Genomic DNA, 17,881 nt, shown 5'->3' on the forward strand with positions numbered 1-17,881 from the left:
GACTACCAATCCTTCCCGTCCTTACACCCGGACCGGGCCCCCTTCTGCAAATTCTTCATCGTTTCCTTTTCTGCCTCTGCAGCAATGGCCAGCTGTCGCTCTGCTTCCTCGCGGCTCATCTTTGGTTGGTCCTTATTCGGCTGCGGTTCGCCTTGTTGGTTTTGGTTACTCTCCTGTTGCTGTTGATCCTGCTGCTGCTGGTTTTGCTGCTGCTGGCTCTGTTGGTCCTGCTGTTGCTCCCCTTCACTTTGCTGGTCCTGCTGCTGTTGGTCTTGTTGTTCCCCCTGGCCCTGCTGATCTTGTTGTTGCTGGTCCTGTTGGTCCTGCTGATCCTGATTCTGCTGTTGCTGTTGTTCCTGCTGTTGCTGCTGCTGGAGGCGGCGAATGGCTTTGCTCAGGTTGTATTTGGTCTCTTTGTCGTCGGGGTTAATGCGAAGACTTTGCTTGTAGGCCTCTACGCTTTCCTTATAGTTCTCTTGTTGGTATTGGGCGTCGCCCAGGTTCCGGTAAGCACTGGAGGTGATGGTGGGGTCGGTACTCAGACTGGCCGCTTCCTCGTATTTTTTAGCGGCTTCTTCATAGTCACCGCCTTCGAACAGGGCATTGCCGAGATTGTAGTTTCCTTTGGCCGAATTGTCCGCTTCCAGGGCCCGGTTGTATTCGGATTTGGCCTCGTTGAAATTCTGATCCTTATAGGCTTTATTACCATTGCGCAAAGCCCGGTGGCTGGTTTGAGCGTCGAGTAAGGGCGTAAAGGCTAAAAGGAATATGGGTAGGAAAAGCCACCTTTTAAATTGCATAATCATAATCGTTTCATTTTAGACGGGCCTCAAAGTGTCCCGCAGGGATCTTTGAGCGTTCACCAGAGCAACCGGACCTGCGTCCACCAGCGCTCAAATCTCCAACTCCGCCGCCCGCTTCCGGTCTTTACGCCCAATGCTGAACTCAACGAGCAGCAGCAATAGCGCCGGGGCAAGGAAGTAATAGAAATAACTGTCGTAAGTGGAAAAAGATTGGCTTTCGAACTCTTGTTTTTCGATCCGGTCAACGTGGGCGCGGATGGCCTCGGCCAGCGCTTTGCTGTCGCCAGACAGGGGATAGTACTTGCCACCACCCTGGCTGGCAATAGCCTCCAGCGTGGCCGGGTTGGCGTTGGTGGTGGCGGGGCCACCGTTGCCGGTACGTACGTAGTCTTTGCGGCCGTTGGGCAAATCCAACGGCATAAAGCTGCCCTCCTGTTTGCCCACGCCAACGGTATAAATAAGCAAGCCCGCGTCGTTCGCCTTACTGGCGGCTGCGGCGGCAGAGCCGTCGTGGTCTTCCCCGTCAGAGATCAGGATCAGGGCGCGGTGGTTGGCACTTTCGTCTTCGTAGGCTTCCTCTGCCCGTTCAATGGCTTCGGCCAGGTTAGTGCCCTGGGCACTGATCTGGTATGGCCCGGCGGAGGAGATGACGGACTTGACGAAGGCGTAGTCGGTCGTCAACGGTGCCTGCATCAGGGAAGTACAGGTGAAAAGCTCTACGCCGATGTTGTTACCCACCAGCTCGTCTACTAATGCGGAAGCAAAATAGCGGGAACGTTCCATCCGGCTGGGTTGCACGTCTTCGGCCAGCATGGAGTTGGAGACGTCGAGGCCGATCACCACGTCAATGCCCCGTCGTTTTACCTCCTGGGTCTCGGCGGCCCACTGCGGGTTTGTCATGGCAAAAGACAGTAACGGGATACTTAGCAGGACCAGCAGGAACTTAGTCCAGGGTAGACGCCGGTTCATGCCCGGGGCGAGTTGTTCGATCAGCTCCCGGTCAGCAAATTGCTCCAGGGCGACACGGCGGCGTCTCCAGTACCACAGGAAGATGCCCACCACAACGGGGACGGCAAGTAAAAGCCAGAGGTATTCAGGATTTTGGAGTCGGAACATGGGCAGTTGTTGCAGGGGTTGCAATTGTTGCAACGGTCGGCTTGAATTTCGGGAAGGCTAAGGTACGAAGGTTTGATTCAATTATTGAGGAACTCCTGACGCAACCACAAGGTCGTTTGATGGCCGAAGGGCGCTTGCGGCAGCTAATCCCCCATTCTCCCTTTTCCCATTCTTTTACTCCTTCCCCTTCTTTATCCCCTTAATTATTCCCATAATCGAAGGCGTCATCTCCTTAGGCATCTCAAAGGTATCCCGGCGGTACTTCGCCCAGCTTTCTTCCTCCTTAAGCCGGTGATTCACTTCTTTGCCGACGGCCCGGCACAGGTATTTCAGGTGGCGGTGTTTCTGCTCAATCTCCGCCAGAATTCGCTGGCACTCCTGCATGCTGTTGCTCGGAAAAATATCGACCTGCAGCGCAATTTCGATCCGCCGGGCCTGCTTACCGTAAAACCATTCCTGTATCTCTTCAAGCGCGATACCCCCACGGTTCTCCGCGCTCCAGCACAAAACATTGTACAGCTCGGCAATCTTGATGGCCGGCACCCCGTCAGATAATCGGTAAATGAGTTCCGTAATGCCCTCCACCGGCACCATGGCCAGAAAGGTGAGCAATTCCTCAAAGGTGTGCTCCCGAAAGGCCACCTGCTCGTAGCCAGGCCGGCCATCGATGAGCATAAGTGCGTAAACGTTATGGAGTTGCTCTCGAGCTGACTGGAGATTAATGGCTGTAGAATTTAGCTGGCCTGTGGCCTCAAAATTGAGCACCTTGAAGAGCAACAAAGAAAAGAAGAAAATGATTTACAACGAAGCCTGCCATACGAGCGCAGCGAGCAAAGCCGTGCGGTAGCACTACTCATTATCCACTATTTACTCTACTTAGGGCACCGTCTTCAACACCGTATACCGCAGTACTGTCTCAAACAACAACAGCCCCAGTCCGATCAGCAGGAATCGCCCGAACTGTTCCTCGTAGCGTTTGAAAACGGTAGTTTCGATTTCCGTTTTTTCCAGCTCGTCGATGTAGTCGTAGATGGACTCCAACTCTTCGGTGTCGCGGGCGCGGAAGTAGCGGCCGTTGGTGGTCTCGGCGATGTAGGCGAGGAGTTTGTCGTCGACGGTACCGCGAGTTGGTTTGAAGGTGTACCGACCGCCACCCAGCGGGCTGCTGGGCATCAGGGTTTCCTGCCCGCTACCGACGCCGATGGTGTATACGCGGATGCCAAATTCCTTGGCGAGTTCGGCGGCGAGTTCGGGGCTGTGGTAGCCGGCGTTGTTCTCACCGTCGGTCAGCAGGATGATGATCTTACTGGCCGTCTCGCTGTCCTTGAGGCGGTTGACCGCCGTAGCCAGGCCGGTGCCAATGGCCGTACCATCGGTAATCTCCCCCATCTGCAGTTCGGCGATGAAGCGGTCGATGATCTCTTTGTCTACCGTCAGCGGTGATTTCGTGTAGGCCTCTCCGGCGTAAACGACCAGGCCGATGCGGTCAAACTCCCGTTGACTCACGAAGTTGCGGGCCACCTGTTTGGCTACTTCGAGGCGGTTGGGCGCAAAATCGGTCGCGCCCATACTGGTAGAAAGATCGAGCGTTAGCACGATGTCGATGCCTTCGGCCGTGACGGATTCTTCGCTCAGGTCCAGCCGGGGGCGGGCCAGGGCGATGATGAGGGCAGACAGGGCCGCTACGCGCAGCAGGGGCAAAAAGGGGCGAAGGGTACTACGCCAGCTGCCCAGGCCGGAGATCGACTTGGTGCTCGGCAGGCGCAAGCTCACCTCCTGGTTATCTTGCTTCCGGAACCGCCAGTACCAGATCAACGGTGGCAGTACCAGCAGCGGGAGCAGCCAGGGAAAAACGAACTCGAATTGATTCCACCAGCTTATCATTCCTCTTCTTCGTTACGGGTTAACTCGTCGCCTGTTTGACTACTTGACTCTCTGACTCTCTTACTACCGGACTCTTCAGGCGCGGTCGCAGGTGCAGGGGGGACTAAAGGAGCAGGGCGAGGTGGCGAGGTTGCTTCGTCCAACGGTTTTCCTGCTGCATCTACTTTAATTAGTGCAATGCCTTCTTCGTTGACGTCGAGCGCCAGGCCCGTTGGTGCGGGAGCAAGGACTTCTTCATCGGGCTCCGGTATTTTGCCCGTTTCTTCCACGAACGTTCTCACCCGGTTCAGCCCTTCGGCGTGCAGCTCAACGGCTGGCCGGGCCTGGGCAAATTTTACCAGGTCAGACAGCTGCAGCAACTGGCTCAATTCTTTGCCCTGGCTTTGGCCGAAGTCCGTCCTCTGCCCTAAAGCAGAGGTGATCTGGCGGGTGGTCATTTCCATGGCCTGAACGTTGAAGCGACCTTCAAGGTACTCGCGCAGAATGCGGGTCAGCTCACTGTAGTATTCTTTGGTTTTGTCCTGCTGCCAGAGGTTCTTTTCTTCCAGGGCGTCTAGTTCGCGCAGGGCGATCACGTCCGCTGGCGGAGGAGGTGGGGGAGGTGGCGCCTGCCGTTGCCGCCGCTGGCGGTTCAGGTACAGGGCGTAACCGACGGAGCCGAGAGCAACAAGGAGGTAAAGCGGCCAGAAATCCAGCCAGTTCAGTGGCTCCTCGATGATGGGTTTGATGGGGCGCAGGTCGTTGTCGTCGCCAACGGGGATGGCGTTGACGTGCAGCAGCAGGTCATTGGTGTAGGAGGTGTCCAGTTGTCCGTCGGCAGCACGAAAAACGTAGGGTAATGGATTGATGGCGATGTACCCCGTGTCGAAACTAGTGATGAGGAAGCGTTGCTCCAGGAGCAACTCGGGTGTCTCAGCAACGGTATTCAGCGCTTTTTCTTCCAGCGCCTCGATCCCGTCGATGGTATTGAGGAAACCCTCCTGCAGGCCCGTAACCGTGGTGCCCGGAGGTGCAGAGATGTTGACCTGCAGCCAGATCTGGTCACCGATTTCGATGCTGTTGGTGGCGAGCTTGGCGCGCGCCAGTACCCCATCGTTGGTCGATTGCTGCGCGGGCAGCAACTGACTTACCAGTAAGCAGACGAAGAGGAGTAGGCGTGAGGTCATTCGGTTGGGGAAGTCTGTTGTTTCCTAAAGGATGGCAAACTTAACGATTTTGGCGCAGGCTTCCCAGAGCTGGTTTAAAAAGAGTGGGTTTGTTCCCCGGCATTTATGCCGGAAAGTGTTGCTCCGGCATAAATGCCGGGGAACAAGAAACCTGTTCCTTAATCCTTCAATTATTCTCTCCCTCTGTTATTCTTCAATTTTCTCCAGCTTCCCCCGAAGCACCGCCAACTGCGCCAGCGCATTTTCATCCTCCGGCTTAAAGGCGAGTACCTTTTCATAACTTTTGATGGCGGCTTCGGTCTTCCCCGCAAGCGCCAGCACTTCCCCGTAGCTATCGTGCGTATTGGGGTCGTAGCGGAAGAGGAAAGTATTGAAGTGGAAGACGACCGATGCTTTATTCAGCTCCCCGGCCCGGAGGAGGACGTAGCCCAGCGTATTGAGTTCGGTGCTGTGGCTGACCAGCCGGTAGATATCATTTACGTGCTTATTACCGTGGGCGTAGATGCTGTCGATGGGCTGGCTATCCAGCAGTTCCCACATCGCGTTGGCCCCGGCGTAGGCTGGCCTTACGGGGTGGCCCAGGGCGATTTGCGCCAGGTCCGTTTCCAGATCCGTAACCGGATGCTCCACGATGCGGGCAAATTCCTCCCCTTCCCGGGAAAAAATGAAGGTGGGCACCCGGTGGATGTTCCGGCCTTTTTCCTCGGCGGCGGGGCCTTGCTTGTATTTTTCGTCGCCGTTGTAGAGGGCCACGAAGCTGAGTTGGTCGGTGTCGAGGCCGGCCGCTTCCCAGTAGTTGAGGAAGCGGGTAACCCAGGTTTTACTGTCGCGGCACCAGGTGCCGAGGAAGACTTCAACCCTGGTGTCGTTGAGGTTACTGGCCCATGCGGGCGCGGTATCGGGGAGGGTGAAGTCAGGGTCTTCGTCGGTAAACCACTCGGCGAACGCGCCGTTCCGCAGCTCCGCTTCGGTAACCGGGCCGCAGTAGTGGGTTACTTTATCTTCAGTAAGGTAGGTTTGCTGGGCGAAGGAGTTGAGAGACAGTAAAAACAAGACGAGTAGGGTGTTAAAGCGCATCATTTCCGGACTATTGATTGGTGATGCGGTGAAGGTATCGGGAGCAGCCGGGTTATTGTGTCAATGAACGTTAATGGGTGTGAATGAGGGTTTAAAGCTTGGAGTAGCTAATTGATTTTTCAAAAAAAAGACCATTCTGTAACTCGCTGATGAGCGTAGGTGCGATGAAGAACAACTTGGTTGACCGCCGAAGGTCGTTCAATATGATTGTCGCAGACCTGTTGTGCATAACAAATTGCACAAATTGAAGCTTTTCGGCCCGGACGCCCGCGGGGCCCTTAGCCTTCTCACTGCTACGCAGCTTCAGGCACGGGACACCACGGGGTCCTAGACTCGCTCAGGACCCCGTAGCGTCGGCCAAACCGTGAAGCGGAGCGGAGGGGGGTGGTCGACCTGCGGGCGTCCGAACTCATCCACTAAGTGACTATTACTAACCGGTTGTGCATTTCGTTATGCACACGCAGACCTGTTGTAATGGGCAGGGTGCTTTTTTCAATGTAAATTGAGGGGGTAAGTGATAAAACCACCTCAATTATGAACGACAACACGACACTTCAGCAAGGAATCGATCAGTTCCGTAAAAGGAATGGGAAGTATTTCTCCGATAAAAAATATTCTGAAGAAGGGGAGGAGTTCATAAGGTGTCATGATGTAGCTCATGTTGTTTTCGGATGCGATACCACCATATACGGAGAGGGGGTAGTGAAAATATGGACAACTTTTGGGACAACCTTGAGCTTCTGGGAAGTAACGCGTGGATATAAAGAAGTAAGCGCTTTTACATTGTTTAAGATGTACAGTGTACAGCATGTATTGAGAAATCTACTTAGCTACTTATGGGTAATTCCAAAAGTAATAGTCAGGGCAAAACGGATGCGTAAGCCTTGGCCGTTTTTAGCGTACCAGCCGTTTTTAGATACTCCGATTGCTGAAATTAGGGACGAATTTAATATTCAGGTGCTGTCGTGATACTGTTGGATGTGAATAAAGGGTAGGTGCTTAAATAGTTAGTGATGAGGTTGTTGGGCATTGCTTCCCTAAATGTGCTGGACTGCTACTAGCGCGACTAAGCCAAGCCCACTCTCCTTGTCTATTCCGCTACGCGGGCTTAGCCGCTTTTCGCTTTCGGCCAGGATTAGTGACGAACATAGAAGGGTGAGACTAAAGCCAGGTCACCCAATTGCCGCTACCCGACAAGTGCTAGGGCACCTGCGAGTAGCTATTCATTGGGGGGGAGGCATGTGTATAGACTATTCTCCCGAGTACTTCTTAATCGACTCAACTAACTGATTAGCTAGATAGTAGTAAACCTTATCGTCTATTGGATTTGGTTTTACAAACAAGGTTAGTTCGCTTTCTCCCAACATGCGTCCAGTATGGTCATAGAATACAAAGTATGTTTCTCCACCAACCGATAATTCATAACCTTTTTGAAAAAAGGGGGACTCAAAACTTATAAAATCATCGTGGTACGATTCTCTGTCAAATGCAATAGTCATAAGTTCTTGCTTTTTGACAACAACCTTTCTATCTAAATTTATCATGGTCCCATCGGATGACCTTCTCAACAAGTATTGTACAAAAGTGTTGGAAGTGTCCTTATGCAATAGAATAATCCAATCGCTTGATAGGGTCATTCCTAAATACGGATAGCTGTTTTCAATACCTACAGCCTCCGCAGCAGACTTAATGATAGAATCACGACTAGCAGAATCAAACTCAGTAGTTGTTCTACAACCAAGAAGCGTCATGCCTGTCAGCAACGTAAAAAATAATAATAGTTGACGGATATACATATTCTACTGTCTTTTAGGTAACGCGTTCGGGTCGACTACTTTACCTCCTGCATGATTGGAACCATCACGAGTTGGAAGACCTTTGACTCTTCTTATTAGATTATCTGTCCTAATAGCTCGGGTATTATTCGCTTGGTTGCTAGCTCCCCTGCCACTGGCTACACCATGGCCAACAACCTCATGCCCCATAGTAGTACTTCTACCAGCTGAGTGAGTAGCGCCAGGTCCTTCTATAATATATGAATGCGATCCCTTACCGGTTGGGACATTAAAGCCTTCTCCTCCCAAGCCGTTGAGAATTACCTGAGCACTAACTTTCCCATCTGGTCCTCTCATTCCATCTCCAAACCCTTCTTGCACACTGTTGATGTAATCCACAAAAGCGTTGCCTCCCTCAGTAGATAGGCTCTCATCAGAATCCACGTACTCTACTTTATGAACATCCTCTGAATTAATTGCGCCTGTCACTTCAGATACCAGAGCCGCTTCATCTTTGGTCAGCTCTACTCCATTTAACGCAGCAGTTAAGTCATCGCTACCAATACTTGCGATCGCTCTTCCTTTACCTTTTTTGCCAGTTCGTTTTATGAGAGCTCGAAGATTAGAGAATTTATCACCCGCAAAAATATCGTGCAGGTCATTCACAACTTGTTCAGCATCGTCTTTAGAAACCCCTTCGACTCTCATTCCATCGGGATCTAAATACCTAATCGGGTTGCCCAAAACATAATTATATGGAGAGTATGCGACGTATTCCTCAGCTAAAGGATCAATGCTACTCCACCGCGCCACCGCCGGATCATACCACCGCGCCCCATAATCATACAACCCCAACTCCTCAGAAAACTCCTTCCCATTATACCGATACCGAGAGTCGTCACCTCCATAGTTGTTCCATGGGCCGTTGAGTTCCAGGCCAAAGGGATAATAGTGGTGTTCCTGTAAAATTTCCCCAGTTGTTTCTTCGATAATGCCATCGTTGTCTTTGTTTGCGAACATCATGCGGGGATGGTTAAAACTATTGTGGACTTTTTCCATGCGATTAAAAACAGGCAATCATTACTACCTGAAAATCAATAAAAAAACAACCATTCAATGATTAATAATACTAATAACAGCATTAAAGCCCAAATAATACGAAGCTGAAAAATACGGCATCCTCCCCCAATTAATATTATAGAAAAGCCATAATGAAATAGGTGGGCAACCCATTCATACTTATCCATGGTGGCAGAACCTTGATAGCCGAAGATAAAATACCCCCCAAAGATGGTAACGAACAACGAAGCGAACCAACTAATGACAACGAGGACTACAGTCTTGATTATTTCCATGCTTGTACCCATATCTACTTAACGGCCCATTACATTGATGGTTCCCTCAGAGTCACTCTCCTCCCCAAACCCTATCTTAGCCAAAATCTTACCCCAGTCTTATTTTGAGCTTACCCCTTCGGATTGTCTACCTACTCCTGCTACTAACCTGCAGCACGACGGCTTTTGCCGCCTCCCCCGCCGAAGCGCGGGCGGAGCACATCATGGAGGTGGCCGACTCCATGGTCAAAGCCCGGCTGGCGTTGCTGGACAGTTCCATCATGGAGCACCGCTACGACGATGCGGTGAAGCGACGCATCATAAATTACGTGGAGAACTGGCCGATTACCTCCGCGCGCCTGCTGGCGCGCTCCGCCCGCTTCTTCCCCATCTTCGAGCAGCAACTGGCCACCGCCGGTATGCCCCTCGGCCTCAAGTACGTTACGGTGCAGGAGAGCGCCCTGCGCCCCTACGCCACCAGCCATGCCGGCGCCGGCGGCCTGTGGCAGCTTATGCCGGGTACCGCCCGCGAGCTGGGCCTTACGGTGAATGACATCCTGGACGAGCGCCTCGACCCCGAACTGGGCTGCGTTGCCGGCCTCGAATACCTTAAAATTCAGTACGAACGATACGAAGACTGGGCCCTCGCCCTGGCCGCCTACAACTGCGGCCCCGGCAACGTCAACAAAGCGCTGCGGCGCAGCCGCGGACGAGACTACTGGTCGATCCGCAAGCACCTCCCCCGCGAAACCAGGAACTACCTCCCCAACATCATTGCCGCTACCTACGTGATGGCTTTTCACCACCACCACGACGTGGTCCCCGCGCCGATGGACCTGGATATGCAGCTAACCGAAGCCATCACCGTGTACCGAAAACTAAGCCTGTACCGGGTGGCGCAGGTGACGGGGCTGCGCCCCGATGTAGTCGTTGAGCTCAACGCGCAATACCTGGCCGGCTACCTGCCCGGGCTGCCCGGAGGGCACCGCCTGCGCCTGCCCAGCCGGGTAATGCCCGCCATGCGGACCTATCTATCTCTGCATTCGGCAGACCAACCTGAAACGGCCGCCAACCTGCCCTGGAGCAGCCCCCGTCTGAACCGGGGAGAATTACACTCGGAACGTTTTTACGAACAGTTTCATACCGTCCCCGGTAGCCAGGACACGGCCCTTCGCCAGGTGGCCAATAACTACCAGTTACCGGTAGACCAACTCGCAGTATGGAGTAATCAGGGGGAATTCGACAGCCTGGAGCAGTTCACCAGCCTTTATTTCTACCGGGTTGGGACCTATTTACCCTACGACCCGCGGGACCGCAACACCCCCCCAGCTCCGCCAACCATCGCCAACCTGCCCGCAACTCCGGTGAGGATCCCTAACCGACATCCAGGGGAATGGCTGCCGCCGGTAAGCCCACCATTACCTGCGACTCTGGAGAAAAAAGCTGGTCTGATGGACTGGATTAAGGGGCGGTTTAAGTAGGTGTATGTTGGATAGGAAAAAAGGCTAACCTACGGCTACTGCTTTGCTGTATCTGCCTAATTAGCTTAGTCCTGTAGATTTTACTTGCGTTTTGGGCTACGGAGCATCTTTCTTTTACCTGAAAACACTGATGCTTGGGTCATCCCTCTCCGGGGGAGAGAGACCGAGGGAGAGGTGCATGATAGCCCTGGGAGAGAAGTAATTTGCTCTTCAAAAACCTCCCCCTGTATCCTGCGGCCGCGCCCAAAAAAAACTAAATCCTGAAAACTGAACCCTAATAATTCTCCCGGTACCACTCATCATACCCTTCCACCGTACGAGCCTTGAGCACTTCCCGGTAGTTGCTTTGGGAGACAGCGTAGACTTTGTAATTAAACTTGCCAGCATTAAGGAATTCCTTCTCTCTGCTTATCGCGTTGTCGACATATGCCTTGGCGGTTTCACCTGACTTAAGTCTGCGGACGACCAAAACCGGCGTCTTGTTATCGGCCCCGAGGTACACATTGGTAGTTCTCAGACGATCGGTCTTGTTGTACTTCACGTTGAATTCGCTGACTTTGATCTTCGCTTCGTTCAGGTCCGTATCGAAGTCATCAAATACAATGAGAATATAGTGTAACTCCTTCATTGTTTCTTTGAAACCACCACCTATTGCACCACCAGCCTGGCCGGGGATGCGGGCGCCGCTCTCCCCCAGCAGGCGCAGGATCTCCCGGGCGCGGGATTGCTCGGGGGTATTCTCAAACTGGGAAACCACTTGGCGTAGCTCATTTATGTAGGCCTGCCGCCCCTGAGTGTTGCCCGTAGTCATGGCGAGTAGCAGAGCATAGCGTGCTTTGAGTGGGTGTTTACCTAGTAAGGTCGCTCGGCCTTTGACCGCCATTTCGTGGGCGGTTTTGTAATCACCATCCTCAAAAGCCCTATAAGCTTTTTCGTATTCCAGTGTTTCAGAATTTTCCTTAGCCATCAATTCGGCGGCATAACCTGGCTCATTGGCCAGCTTCTCGAATTTGGATCCGGGGTACCGGTTTTGCAGTTGGCGGGCAATTACCAGTGCTTTGTCCATCCGCCCTTCTTCCTTGTGGATGACATATTGGTAATACCAGCTCTCCGCTTCACCATTGGATCCGGGGTAGCGGGTATTCAGCGTTTCGAATGCCTCGATAGATTTGGCATTATTTTCCAGTTGGTCGCGGTATTCGCGACCCAGATTGAACCAGTTGTTGGACTGCTGGATCGTCATCGTTGAGATTTCCCCCTCGGTGGTGGGAATACCTTCGAGGAGTTTTTTGATCTCGTCTTCGGTTACCATTTTAATCTCTTCCGGAGCGGCGGTACCCGTATCCCCGGGATCAGTGAAAATAGTAGTGGTTTCAGTGCTACGACTGCGTCGCCAATTATCCGTCAGGGAGCGATCACCCCACTGCCGCTCGAAATCGCGCTTCCCTCGTTTTACCGTTTGTGGATTATAGGCAAAGAAATCGCTTTTATTGGAAACGGCTGGGCCACGCGGTCGGGAGCCTCCGGGATCTGGCTGCGGGCTTGGGCGGGCGGCCTCTGCCCGGCGACGCTCAAAAAGATCCGTTGCCCACTTCTGCCGTGAAGGCTCGGGCAGCATACCGATACGCAGGAGGCTGTCCTTTAATTGAATGTCGGTCAGGGCATCAGCTATTCCGGTCAGTTGATCCCGACGTTCGGTTACCACGTCATAGCGCAGGTCGCCCTTATCCATTACGTTGAGGGTGGTATCGTAATAAAGCTTCGCCGGCAGGTAATTGTCTTGATCGTAGGCAAGGTCCCCAAGAAGTTTATAAGCTTCGGTACGTTGAACGGGACCAGCAGAGGGACTGGCAAGTGCCTGCTGCAGGTACGCCGCGCCTCCGGCGTTGTCCCCATTACGCAAGGATACCGCTGCCATGGAAAAGAGGATCTGGCTTTCGTAGGGCAGGTTTTTATCTTCTTTTGCCATCCGTCCCAATTTCTTCAGGGCGTCTTCGGCGGAGCCGGAACCGCTGAGGAAAGCATTCTGTGCGAGGTTGAGTCGCGCACCTAATTCCAGCTCGTAATCAGGTCGGGCGGCAATGGTTTGCTCAAACGCGGAAGCAGCGCCGGAGGGCTGACCGAGCTCCTGGTAGAGTTGCCCGGCGATGTAATAGAAGCGGGCGCGTTCATTGCGTTCTTTAGCTACCGCGGCGGCTTCTTCAAGATAAGGGATCGCCTTCTCTAATTCGTCCTGTTCGAGGTAAAGGTAGGCTTGTACGGCCATCGCCCTACGGCGCACATCGGGGAATGTTCCCCGATTATTACGCATATCCTCCAGAATAATCTGGGCCTGATCAAAGGCGTCCCGTTTGATCAAAGTCCATGCCAACCATAAGCGCCCTTCCTGAAAAGCAGGACGGTGCTTGGCGAGGTAACTGTCGGGCTTTTTACCGTAAGTCTCCCCATCAGCGCCGAGGTCAGAGGTCATGTTGAAAATGGAGATCATCCCCACAGGTCCGAGATCTTCTTCCTCTTCTTCTATGTCCGGTTCATTCTCGAGGCCGGCGACGGCAGAGGTGTCTGTCCGGACCCGGGGAGGAAGCTTAATACCGCGCTTCCGGGCACGAATCCGCTCCTTACGTTCTTTATCTCGCGCCTTTTTGCGCAGTTTAGCAGCCTTGGCCCGTTCCTTCTGCAACTTGTCTCTTTCTTTTGCGGCGTCCTTACGGGCACGCAAACGGTCTTTGCGGTCCTGGGCGGGGTTAGATTCGACCTTGCGCCGACTTACGTAAGCTTCTTCTTCCGGCTCGTCTTTAGCACCTTTCCTGGCTTTAGACTTCTTCCGTTTTGGCCGTGGGCGAAACTCGTTCACCATGAACCGCAAAGTTTTCTCCGCGCTCTCGTAATCCTGTTTGACCAATTGTGCCTGCCCCACCAGCAAATAGCTGTCGTCTACCCAATTGCTGTAAGGATGTTTCTTTACAACGATGGCCACTTTCTCGATGGCTACGTCCAGGTCCGTTGCTACCGCACTCGTGTTTTGGAGTTCCAGGAAGGGGAACATTTTAAGCCGCTGGGTATAATTGTCGACGTGTTGATCGTCGATACCCATCAATGTCTCCGCCATGAGCTCCTTGGCGTTGAAGTAGCCGTTATAATGGGAGTTCATGTTGTGCCAGAGCTTACCAAGCGCACTTTGCTCATCGCGGCGTTTGGTGGAAGCGCAGCTGGAAACAGCCATTTGAAAGGCCAGCAACAATAGGAGAAATCGGGTAAGCTTGATCAAAACGAGACTACTTTTATGCGGAGTTTTCTGGCTGGGGAAAGCCATAAAACAAAATCATTGGGATGCGTAGCGGAAGGAGCCGTTATCTTTGCTGCCCCCTAAGAGGACGCAAAGGTAAGCATCCTCACTTTGCCGCATCTGATTTGAAACGTTGAGGGTCAGGCACAAAGTGTAAGGTTAACAGAGAAAAATAATCCCTTCCCTATGGAAGAATCAAAGGTCCGCCAGAGTTGGTGGAAACGATTTAAGACAAATAGTAAGGACGAATATCAGCTGGTGATTCGGGATGTGAAGAGCTATCGTGAGGTCAGCTCATACAATCTGACGCCGCTTAACATCTACGTCGCACTCTCCGCAGCCATTTTTCTGGTGGCGGTTTTGGTGTTCCTGATCATCGCTTATACGCCATTACGTCAATACATCCCCGGATACGGAGACATTGTACAGCGCCAGGAGATGAACGAAATGGAGAACATACTGGATGAGATGACTAAGCGCCTGGACGCCCAGAGCCTGTACATCGAAAACCTGAATAGAAACATTCACGGCGAGGTCATCACCAGTGCCGAAGCTGAAGCTGATACAACTTCAATTGACCCCCTCGATGCTGCTCCGGCACCCCTGTCTGAAGAAGAAGTTCGTTTGCGGCGGGAAATGGCCCTGGAGCGCGTTGGCCAAAGTAGCCGACAGGGTGGAAATTTGGCCCCTTCTCCCGGGAGTGCCGACGTTCCGTTGGCGCAGCTGTTTTTTGTTGTTCCGGTCAACGGTGAAATAAGCGCCGGATATAACCCGGCCGAAAGCCACCTTGGTGTCGATATTCTGGCTCCTCAAAACACACCCATCAAGGCGGTCCGCGACGGGGTAGTCTTTATCAGTGAATTTACCAGCTCGAACGGCAATGTTATCGGCCTCCAGCACGACAATAACCTCGTTACTTTTTATAAGCACAATTCGCAGCTCCTGAAGAAGGTTGGCGACCGCGTCAAAGCAGGAGAAGCTATTGCCATCATCGGCAATACCGGTAAGCTGTCAACGGGCCCCCACCTGCATTTTGAGCTCTGGCACGAGGGTAGTGTGGTAGACCCTACGGAGTACCTCAGGTTTTAACTGAGCCTTGTCTTAAGGAGAGCCCGCCCTGACGGCAAATTGTTTTGACCCGGCGAAGCCGGACAAAAAAATATCTGCGATTTGCTAAAACGGTAGCAGAACAGTTTATGAAGTTCGTACACTCTCCAGGTACCGTTTTCCAACATACCGGATAGTCTGCTCAACATCTCGATAGGCATTACCGGTAGCTTCTACGTAAGCTGTTCCGTCATATCGAAAGTCCGCCTGGACGTTTTGGTGACTTTCTCTGGTAATGATCGGCTTGGTGCCGGCCAGCCCTGCCCGCAGCATTTCGATGGGCCAAAGCAGGCCTGATTGCCAGGCGGATACTTTCATCGATGGTGGCTTCGCACCAATACTTTCGGCAATCTTACTCATGGCCTCCTGCCAACTCAGGTTAACGGCATTCAGAAGGAAGCGATCTCCGTCCTGGTCCCGGTCAAGGGCGGTCATCGCAGCTTCGGCCACATCACGCACATCAACGAAACCCGTAGTTCCGGTAGGGTAAAACCCGCGTTCACGGGCCGCCATTTGCCATAATTTCGGCGCATGGTCATGCCCCCAATTTCCGGTGCCGAGCATATGGGTAGGATAAAGTACGGCTACTTCGAGGCCTTCGGCCTGGCCTCGCCAGATTTCCCGTTCTGCGGCGAACTTGCTTTCCGCATAACTGGTGTTGGGGCGCTCCTCCGGCCATCGATCCCTGAGGGTGACCAACGGCCCGCCGTCCCGCCGGTTCAACACCGCAACGGAACTCAAATGAATGACTTTCCTTACACCGGCTTCCAGGGCCATATTCACAACGTTAGCCGTGCCTTCGCCGTTGACCATTTGCATCTTGTCCCGATCCGCAGTCTGAAACGAAACGAAGGCCGCAGCGTGGATGATGGTGTCTACCCCATGGAAAGCCTCGAGCAGGCTCTCCGGGTCATTTACGTCTCCTTTTACCAGCGTACAAACCTCACCCAGCGCGGCCAGGGCCCTGGTGTCGCTCTCCTCCCGGATCAATGCCCGAAAGGGCCGCCCGGTGGCCGCAAGTGCAGTAGTGAGGTGGCGACCGAAATAGCCGGTGGCTCCGGTGATTAGCAACATAGTGAATTGGTGAGTTAGAGCGTTGGTGAGTCACTGAGTTGGTGAGTTACTGGGTTGCTACCACGAGTACCACTCACTTCGCTGCGCTTGTTCGCCCAAGGTGAGTAAGCGTAGCGCCACGAACGGCACCTGCGGTAGCAACTCAGTGACTCACCAACTCGCGAACTCACTTCCCATGGTAAACGGCCCCATTCACCGTTGGTTGTAGTGCCCCGGTGGCGGAAGGGAGAGCATTGGGGATTCCCTGTATGCGCAGGAGCGCTGCCAGTGCGATGAGGGCGGCTTCTTTGAAGTCGGCAGTGACCGTGTCTGGAACGACAAAATCAAAAACTGGAGCTTCAGGGTTTTGTGTGGCACGGAGTTGGCCTGTCAGGAATTGGTTGTGGATGCCGCCTCCGGTGAGGAGAATGCGGATAGGATCCGCCTGGCTCTTTTTACCGTTTTCTGCACCTGCGGCCGCGCCCGTCCCGGAAGAGAATTGCGTAACCAGGTGCGCCAGATCATAAGCAATTTTTTTCGCCAGCCACCGGGTAAAAGTGTGAAGCAGATCCGCCGGGGCCACCGATTTGTCATCAAGTAAGGGCCAGAGCGACTCCCGCACCCAGGCGTTGCCGAGCGATTTTGGATACGGCAATTGGTGGTAAGGCAGTGCAGCAATTTTTTGCGCGATCGCAGGTGCAGGGGATCCTTGAGCAGCAAGCTGTCCGCCCGCATCGTACTTCCTCCCCTCGCGGGCGGCAAGCCGGTCGAGGATTTGGCAGCAACCGGTAATGTCTCCGGCTATATAATCGCCGTTTTCTTGTCGAAGGCTGAGGTTTGCGATGCCGCCGAGGTTCAGAAAACCTCCGTATTCCGGGAAGAGGTACTTGTCCGCCAGCGGTGCCAGCGGGGCTCCCTGGCCACCGGCAGCTACGTCGCTGCTCCGCAATTCCGTCACCGTCGGTATCCCGAGATGCCTAGCGATGGCAGCACCGTCGCCGATCTGAGTCGTAAACTTCTGGGAAGGATCGTGGAAAATAGTGTGTCCGTGGCTCCCGGCAAGCGTCGGCACATGCGCCGGATGCTTGTCCATAAATCTCTTCGCCCGCTGTCCGATCCAGTGGCCCAGATCGGCGTGCAGGCGCCACAGTTCGCGCCCCGGCAGGTGAGGGGCGGACCGTAGCCTTGCCTGCCAAGTTGGGGGGAAAGGGTCCGTTTCGGCGGCAAGGATTTCCCATTCAGGCACTAAGGGATCCTCCGAAATATCCAGACGGATACGGCAGAGGGCCAGGTCGAGCCCGTCCAGCGAGCTTCCTGACATCATCCCGAGTACAATGTGGTCTTGTACCGACACCCGGTTTTACTCTTTCTTAAGGGTCATGGTGTATTCCGCCATGGCTTTGATTTCATCATCGTCAAGGATGTCGCCAAATGCCGTCATTACGCCATTTTCACTACCGTTCTTGATCGCATTGATCCGGTATTCGAGGTCCTTGGTGCTTTCCTGAAGGTTTGCAGCACCGTTGGTGCCCATGTCGCCGTATAGACCATGACAGGCGATACAACGGACCTTCCAGATTTTCTTGACGTCGATTTCTTTCTTCGCAGGCTCCGCCTTAGTAACCTTCGGTGCTTCGCTTGGGGTGTCTTCACCTCCGCCACAAGCAAGCACGACGAGGGCAAGAACGAAAAGTAATGAGAACTTCTGCATTTGTTAGAATTTTGATTGTGGTAAATATATGGATATAAGCCGGAGAGTAACCCACAGGTTTAGTGGGTTCTCTTATGTGGAACGGGTA

At 53.4% G+C, this 17,881-nt stretch carries 15 protein-coding genes; 3 read left to right on the forward strand and 12 right to left on the reverse strand.

Features of this window, described 5'->3' with window-relative positions; genetic code table 11:
* Positions 1–2 precede the first annotated feature (2 nt).
* The 6 genes from B036_RS28710 to B036_RS28715 all read right to left on the reverse strand — a co-directional run bounded on the left by B036_RS28710 (position 3) and on the right by B036_RS28715 (position 6,049).
* Positions 3–800 carry a tetratricopeptide repeat protein gene (locus tag B036_RS28710; RefSeq protein ID WP_044102305.1) on the reverse strand — a complete coding sequence of 266 codons (798 nt, stop codon included), beginning with the start codon at positions 798–800 and terminating at the stop codon, positions 3–5.
* Positions 801–893: 93 nt separating this feature from the next.
* Positions 894–1,919, reverse strand: coding sequence for a VWA domain-containing protein (locus B036_RS0109230; RefSeq protein ID WP_020568423.1), 1,026 nt, complete (start codon positions 1,917–1,919; stop codon positions 894–896).
* 174 nt (positions 1,920–2,093) lie between these two features.
* Entirely contained in the window at positions 2,094–2,594 is a 501-nt protein-coding gene (locus B036_RS0109235; RefSeq protein ID WP_044102258.1) for a hypothetical protein, read from the reverse strand.
* 201 nt (positions 2,595–2,795) lie between these two features.
* Positions 2,796–3,803, reverse strand: coding sequence for a vWA domain-containing protein (locus B036_RS0109240; protein WP_020568425.1), 1,008 nt, complete (start codon positions 3,801–3,803; stop codon positions 2,796–2,798).
* A complete protein-coding gene (locus B036_RS0109245) occupies positions 3,800–4,969 on the reverse strand; it encodes a hypothetical protein (RefSeq protein WP_020568426.1) in 1,170 nt (389 codons plus the stop codon). Before B036_RS0109245 ends, B036_RS0109240 begins: the two co-directional genes overlap by 4 nt.
* 186 nt (positions 4,970–5,155) lie before the next feature.
* Entirely contained in the window at positions 5,156–6,049 is an 894-nt protein-coding gene (locus B036_RS28715; protein ID WP_020568427.1) for a tetratricopeptide repeat protein, read from the reverse strand.
* A 531-nt stretch (positions 6,050–6,580) separates the two neighbouring features.
* Between B036_RS28715 and B036_RS0109255 the strand changes: the two genes are divergently transcribed.
* Positions 6,581–7,015: a Coq4 family protein gene (locus tag B036_RS0109255; protein ID WP_020568428.1), complete on the forward strand. Its 435-nt coding sequence runs from the start codon at positions 6,581–6,583 to the stop codon at positions 7,013–7,015.
* A gap of 281 nt (positions 7,016–7,296) precedes the next feature.
* On the opposite strand, the gene B036_RS28720 is transcribed toward B036_RS0109255, so the two are convergent.
* Together B036_RS28720 and B036_RS31850 are read right to left on the reverse strand one after the other, a co-directional pair.
* Complete coding sequence (locus B036_RS28720; protein ID WP_020568429.1) at positions 7,297–7,842, reverse strand: hypothetical protein; 546 nt, start codon at positions 7,840–7,842, stop codon at positions 7,297–7,299.
* Between the two features lie 3 nt (positions 7,843–7,845).
* Positions 7,846–8,880 carry an RHS repeat-associated core domain-containing protein gene (locus B036_RS31850; protein ID WP_020568430.1) on the reverse strand — a complete coding sequence of 345 codons (1,035 nt, stop codon included), beginning with the start codon at positions 8,878–8,880 and terminating at the stop codon, positions 7,846–7,848.
* A 400-nt stretch (positions 8,881–9,280) separates the two neighbouring features.
* On the opposite strand from B036_RS31850, the gene B036_RS31855 reads away from it, so the two are divergent.
* On the forward strand, positions 9,281–10,636 hold the full coding sequence (locus B036_RS31855; RefSeq protein ID WP_020568432.1) for a lytic transglycosylase domain-containing protein: 1,356 nt from the start codon (positions 9,281–9,283) through the stop codon (positions 10,634–10,636).
* A gap of 274 nt (positions 10,637–10,910) precedes the next feature.
* Here the strand turns inward: B036_RS31855 and porW are convergent, their stop codons facing one another.
* Positions 10,911–13,904, reverse strand: coding sequence for a type IX secretion system periplasmic lipoprotein PorW/SprE (gene porW, locus B036_RS0109280; protein ID WP_169435042.1), 2,994 nt, complete (start codon positions 13,902–13,904; stop codon positions 10,911–10,913).
* 204 nt (positions 13,905–14,108) lie between these two features.
* Between porW and B036_RS0109285 the strand changes: the two genes are divergently transcribed.
* A complete protein-coding gene (locus B036_RS0109285) occupies positions 14,109–15,011 on the forward strand; it encodes a M23 family metallopeptidase (RefSeq protein ID WP_020568434.1) in 903 nt (300 codons plus the stop codon).
* Positions 15,012–15,116: 105 nt separating this feature from the next.
* Here the strand turns inward: B036_RS0109285 and B036_RS28735 are convergent, their stop codons facing one another.
* From B036_RS28735 to B036_RS0109300, 3 genes are all read right to left on the reverse strand, one after another.
* Positions 15,117–16,103 carry an NAD-dependent epimerase/dehydratase family protein gene (locus B036_RS28735; protein WP_020568435.1) on the reverse strand — a complete coding sequence of 329 codons (987 nt, stop codon included), beginning with the start codon at positions 16,101–16,103 and terminating at the stop codon, positions 15,117–15,119.
* 166 nt (positions 16,104–16,269) lie between these two features.
* Positions 16,270–17,436, reverse strand: a complete 1,167-nt coding sequence (locus tag B036_RS0109295) for an anhydro-N-acetylmuramic acid kinase (protein WP_157472097.1) — start codon at positions 17,434–17,436, stop codon at positions 16,270–16,272.
* Between the two features lie 6 nt (positions 17,437–17,442).
* Positions 17,443–17,793 carry a c-type cytochrome gene (locus B036_RS0109300; protein ID WP_020568437.1) on the reverse strand — a complete coding sequence of 117 codons (351 nt, stop codon included), beginning with the start codon at positions 17,791–17,793 and terminating at the stop codon, positions 17,443–17,445.
* Positions 17,794–17,881: the final 88 nt, after the last annotated feature.

This window comes from Neolewinella persica DSM 23188 (assembly GCF_000373105.1).
GTDB classification, from domain to species: Bacteria; Bacteroidota; Bacteroidia; order Chitinophagales; family Saprospiraceae; genus Neolewinella; species Neolewinella persica.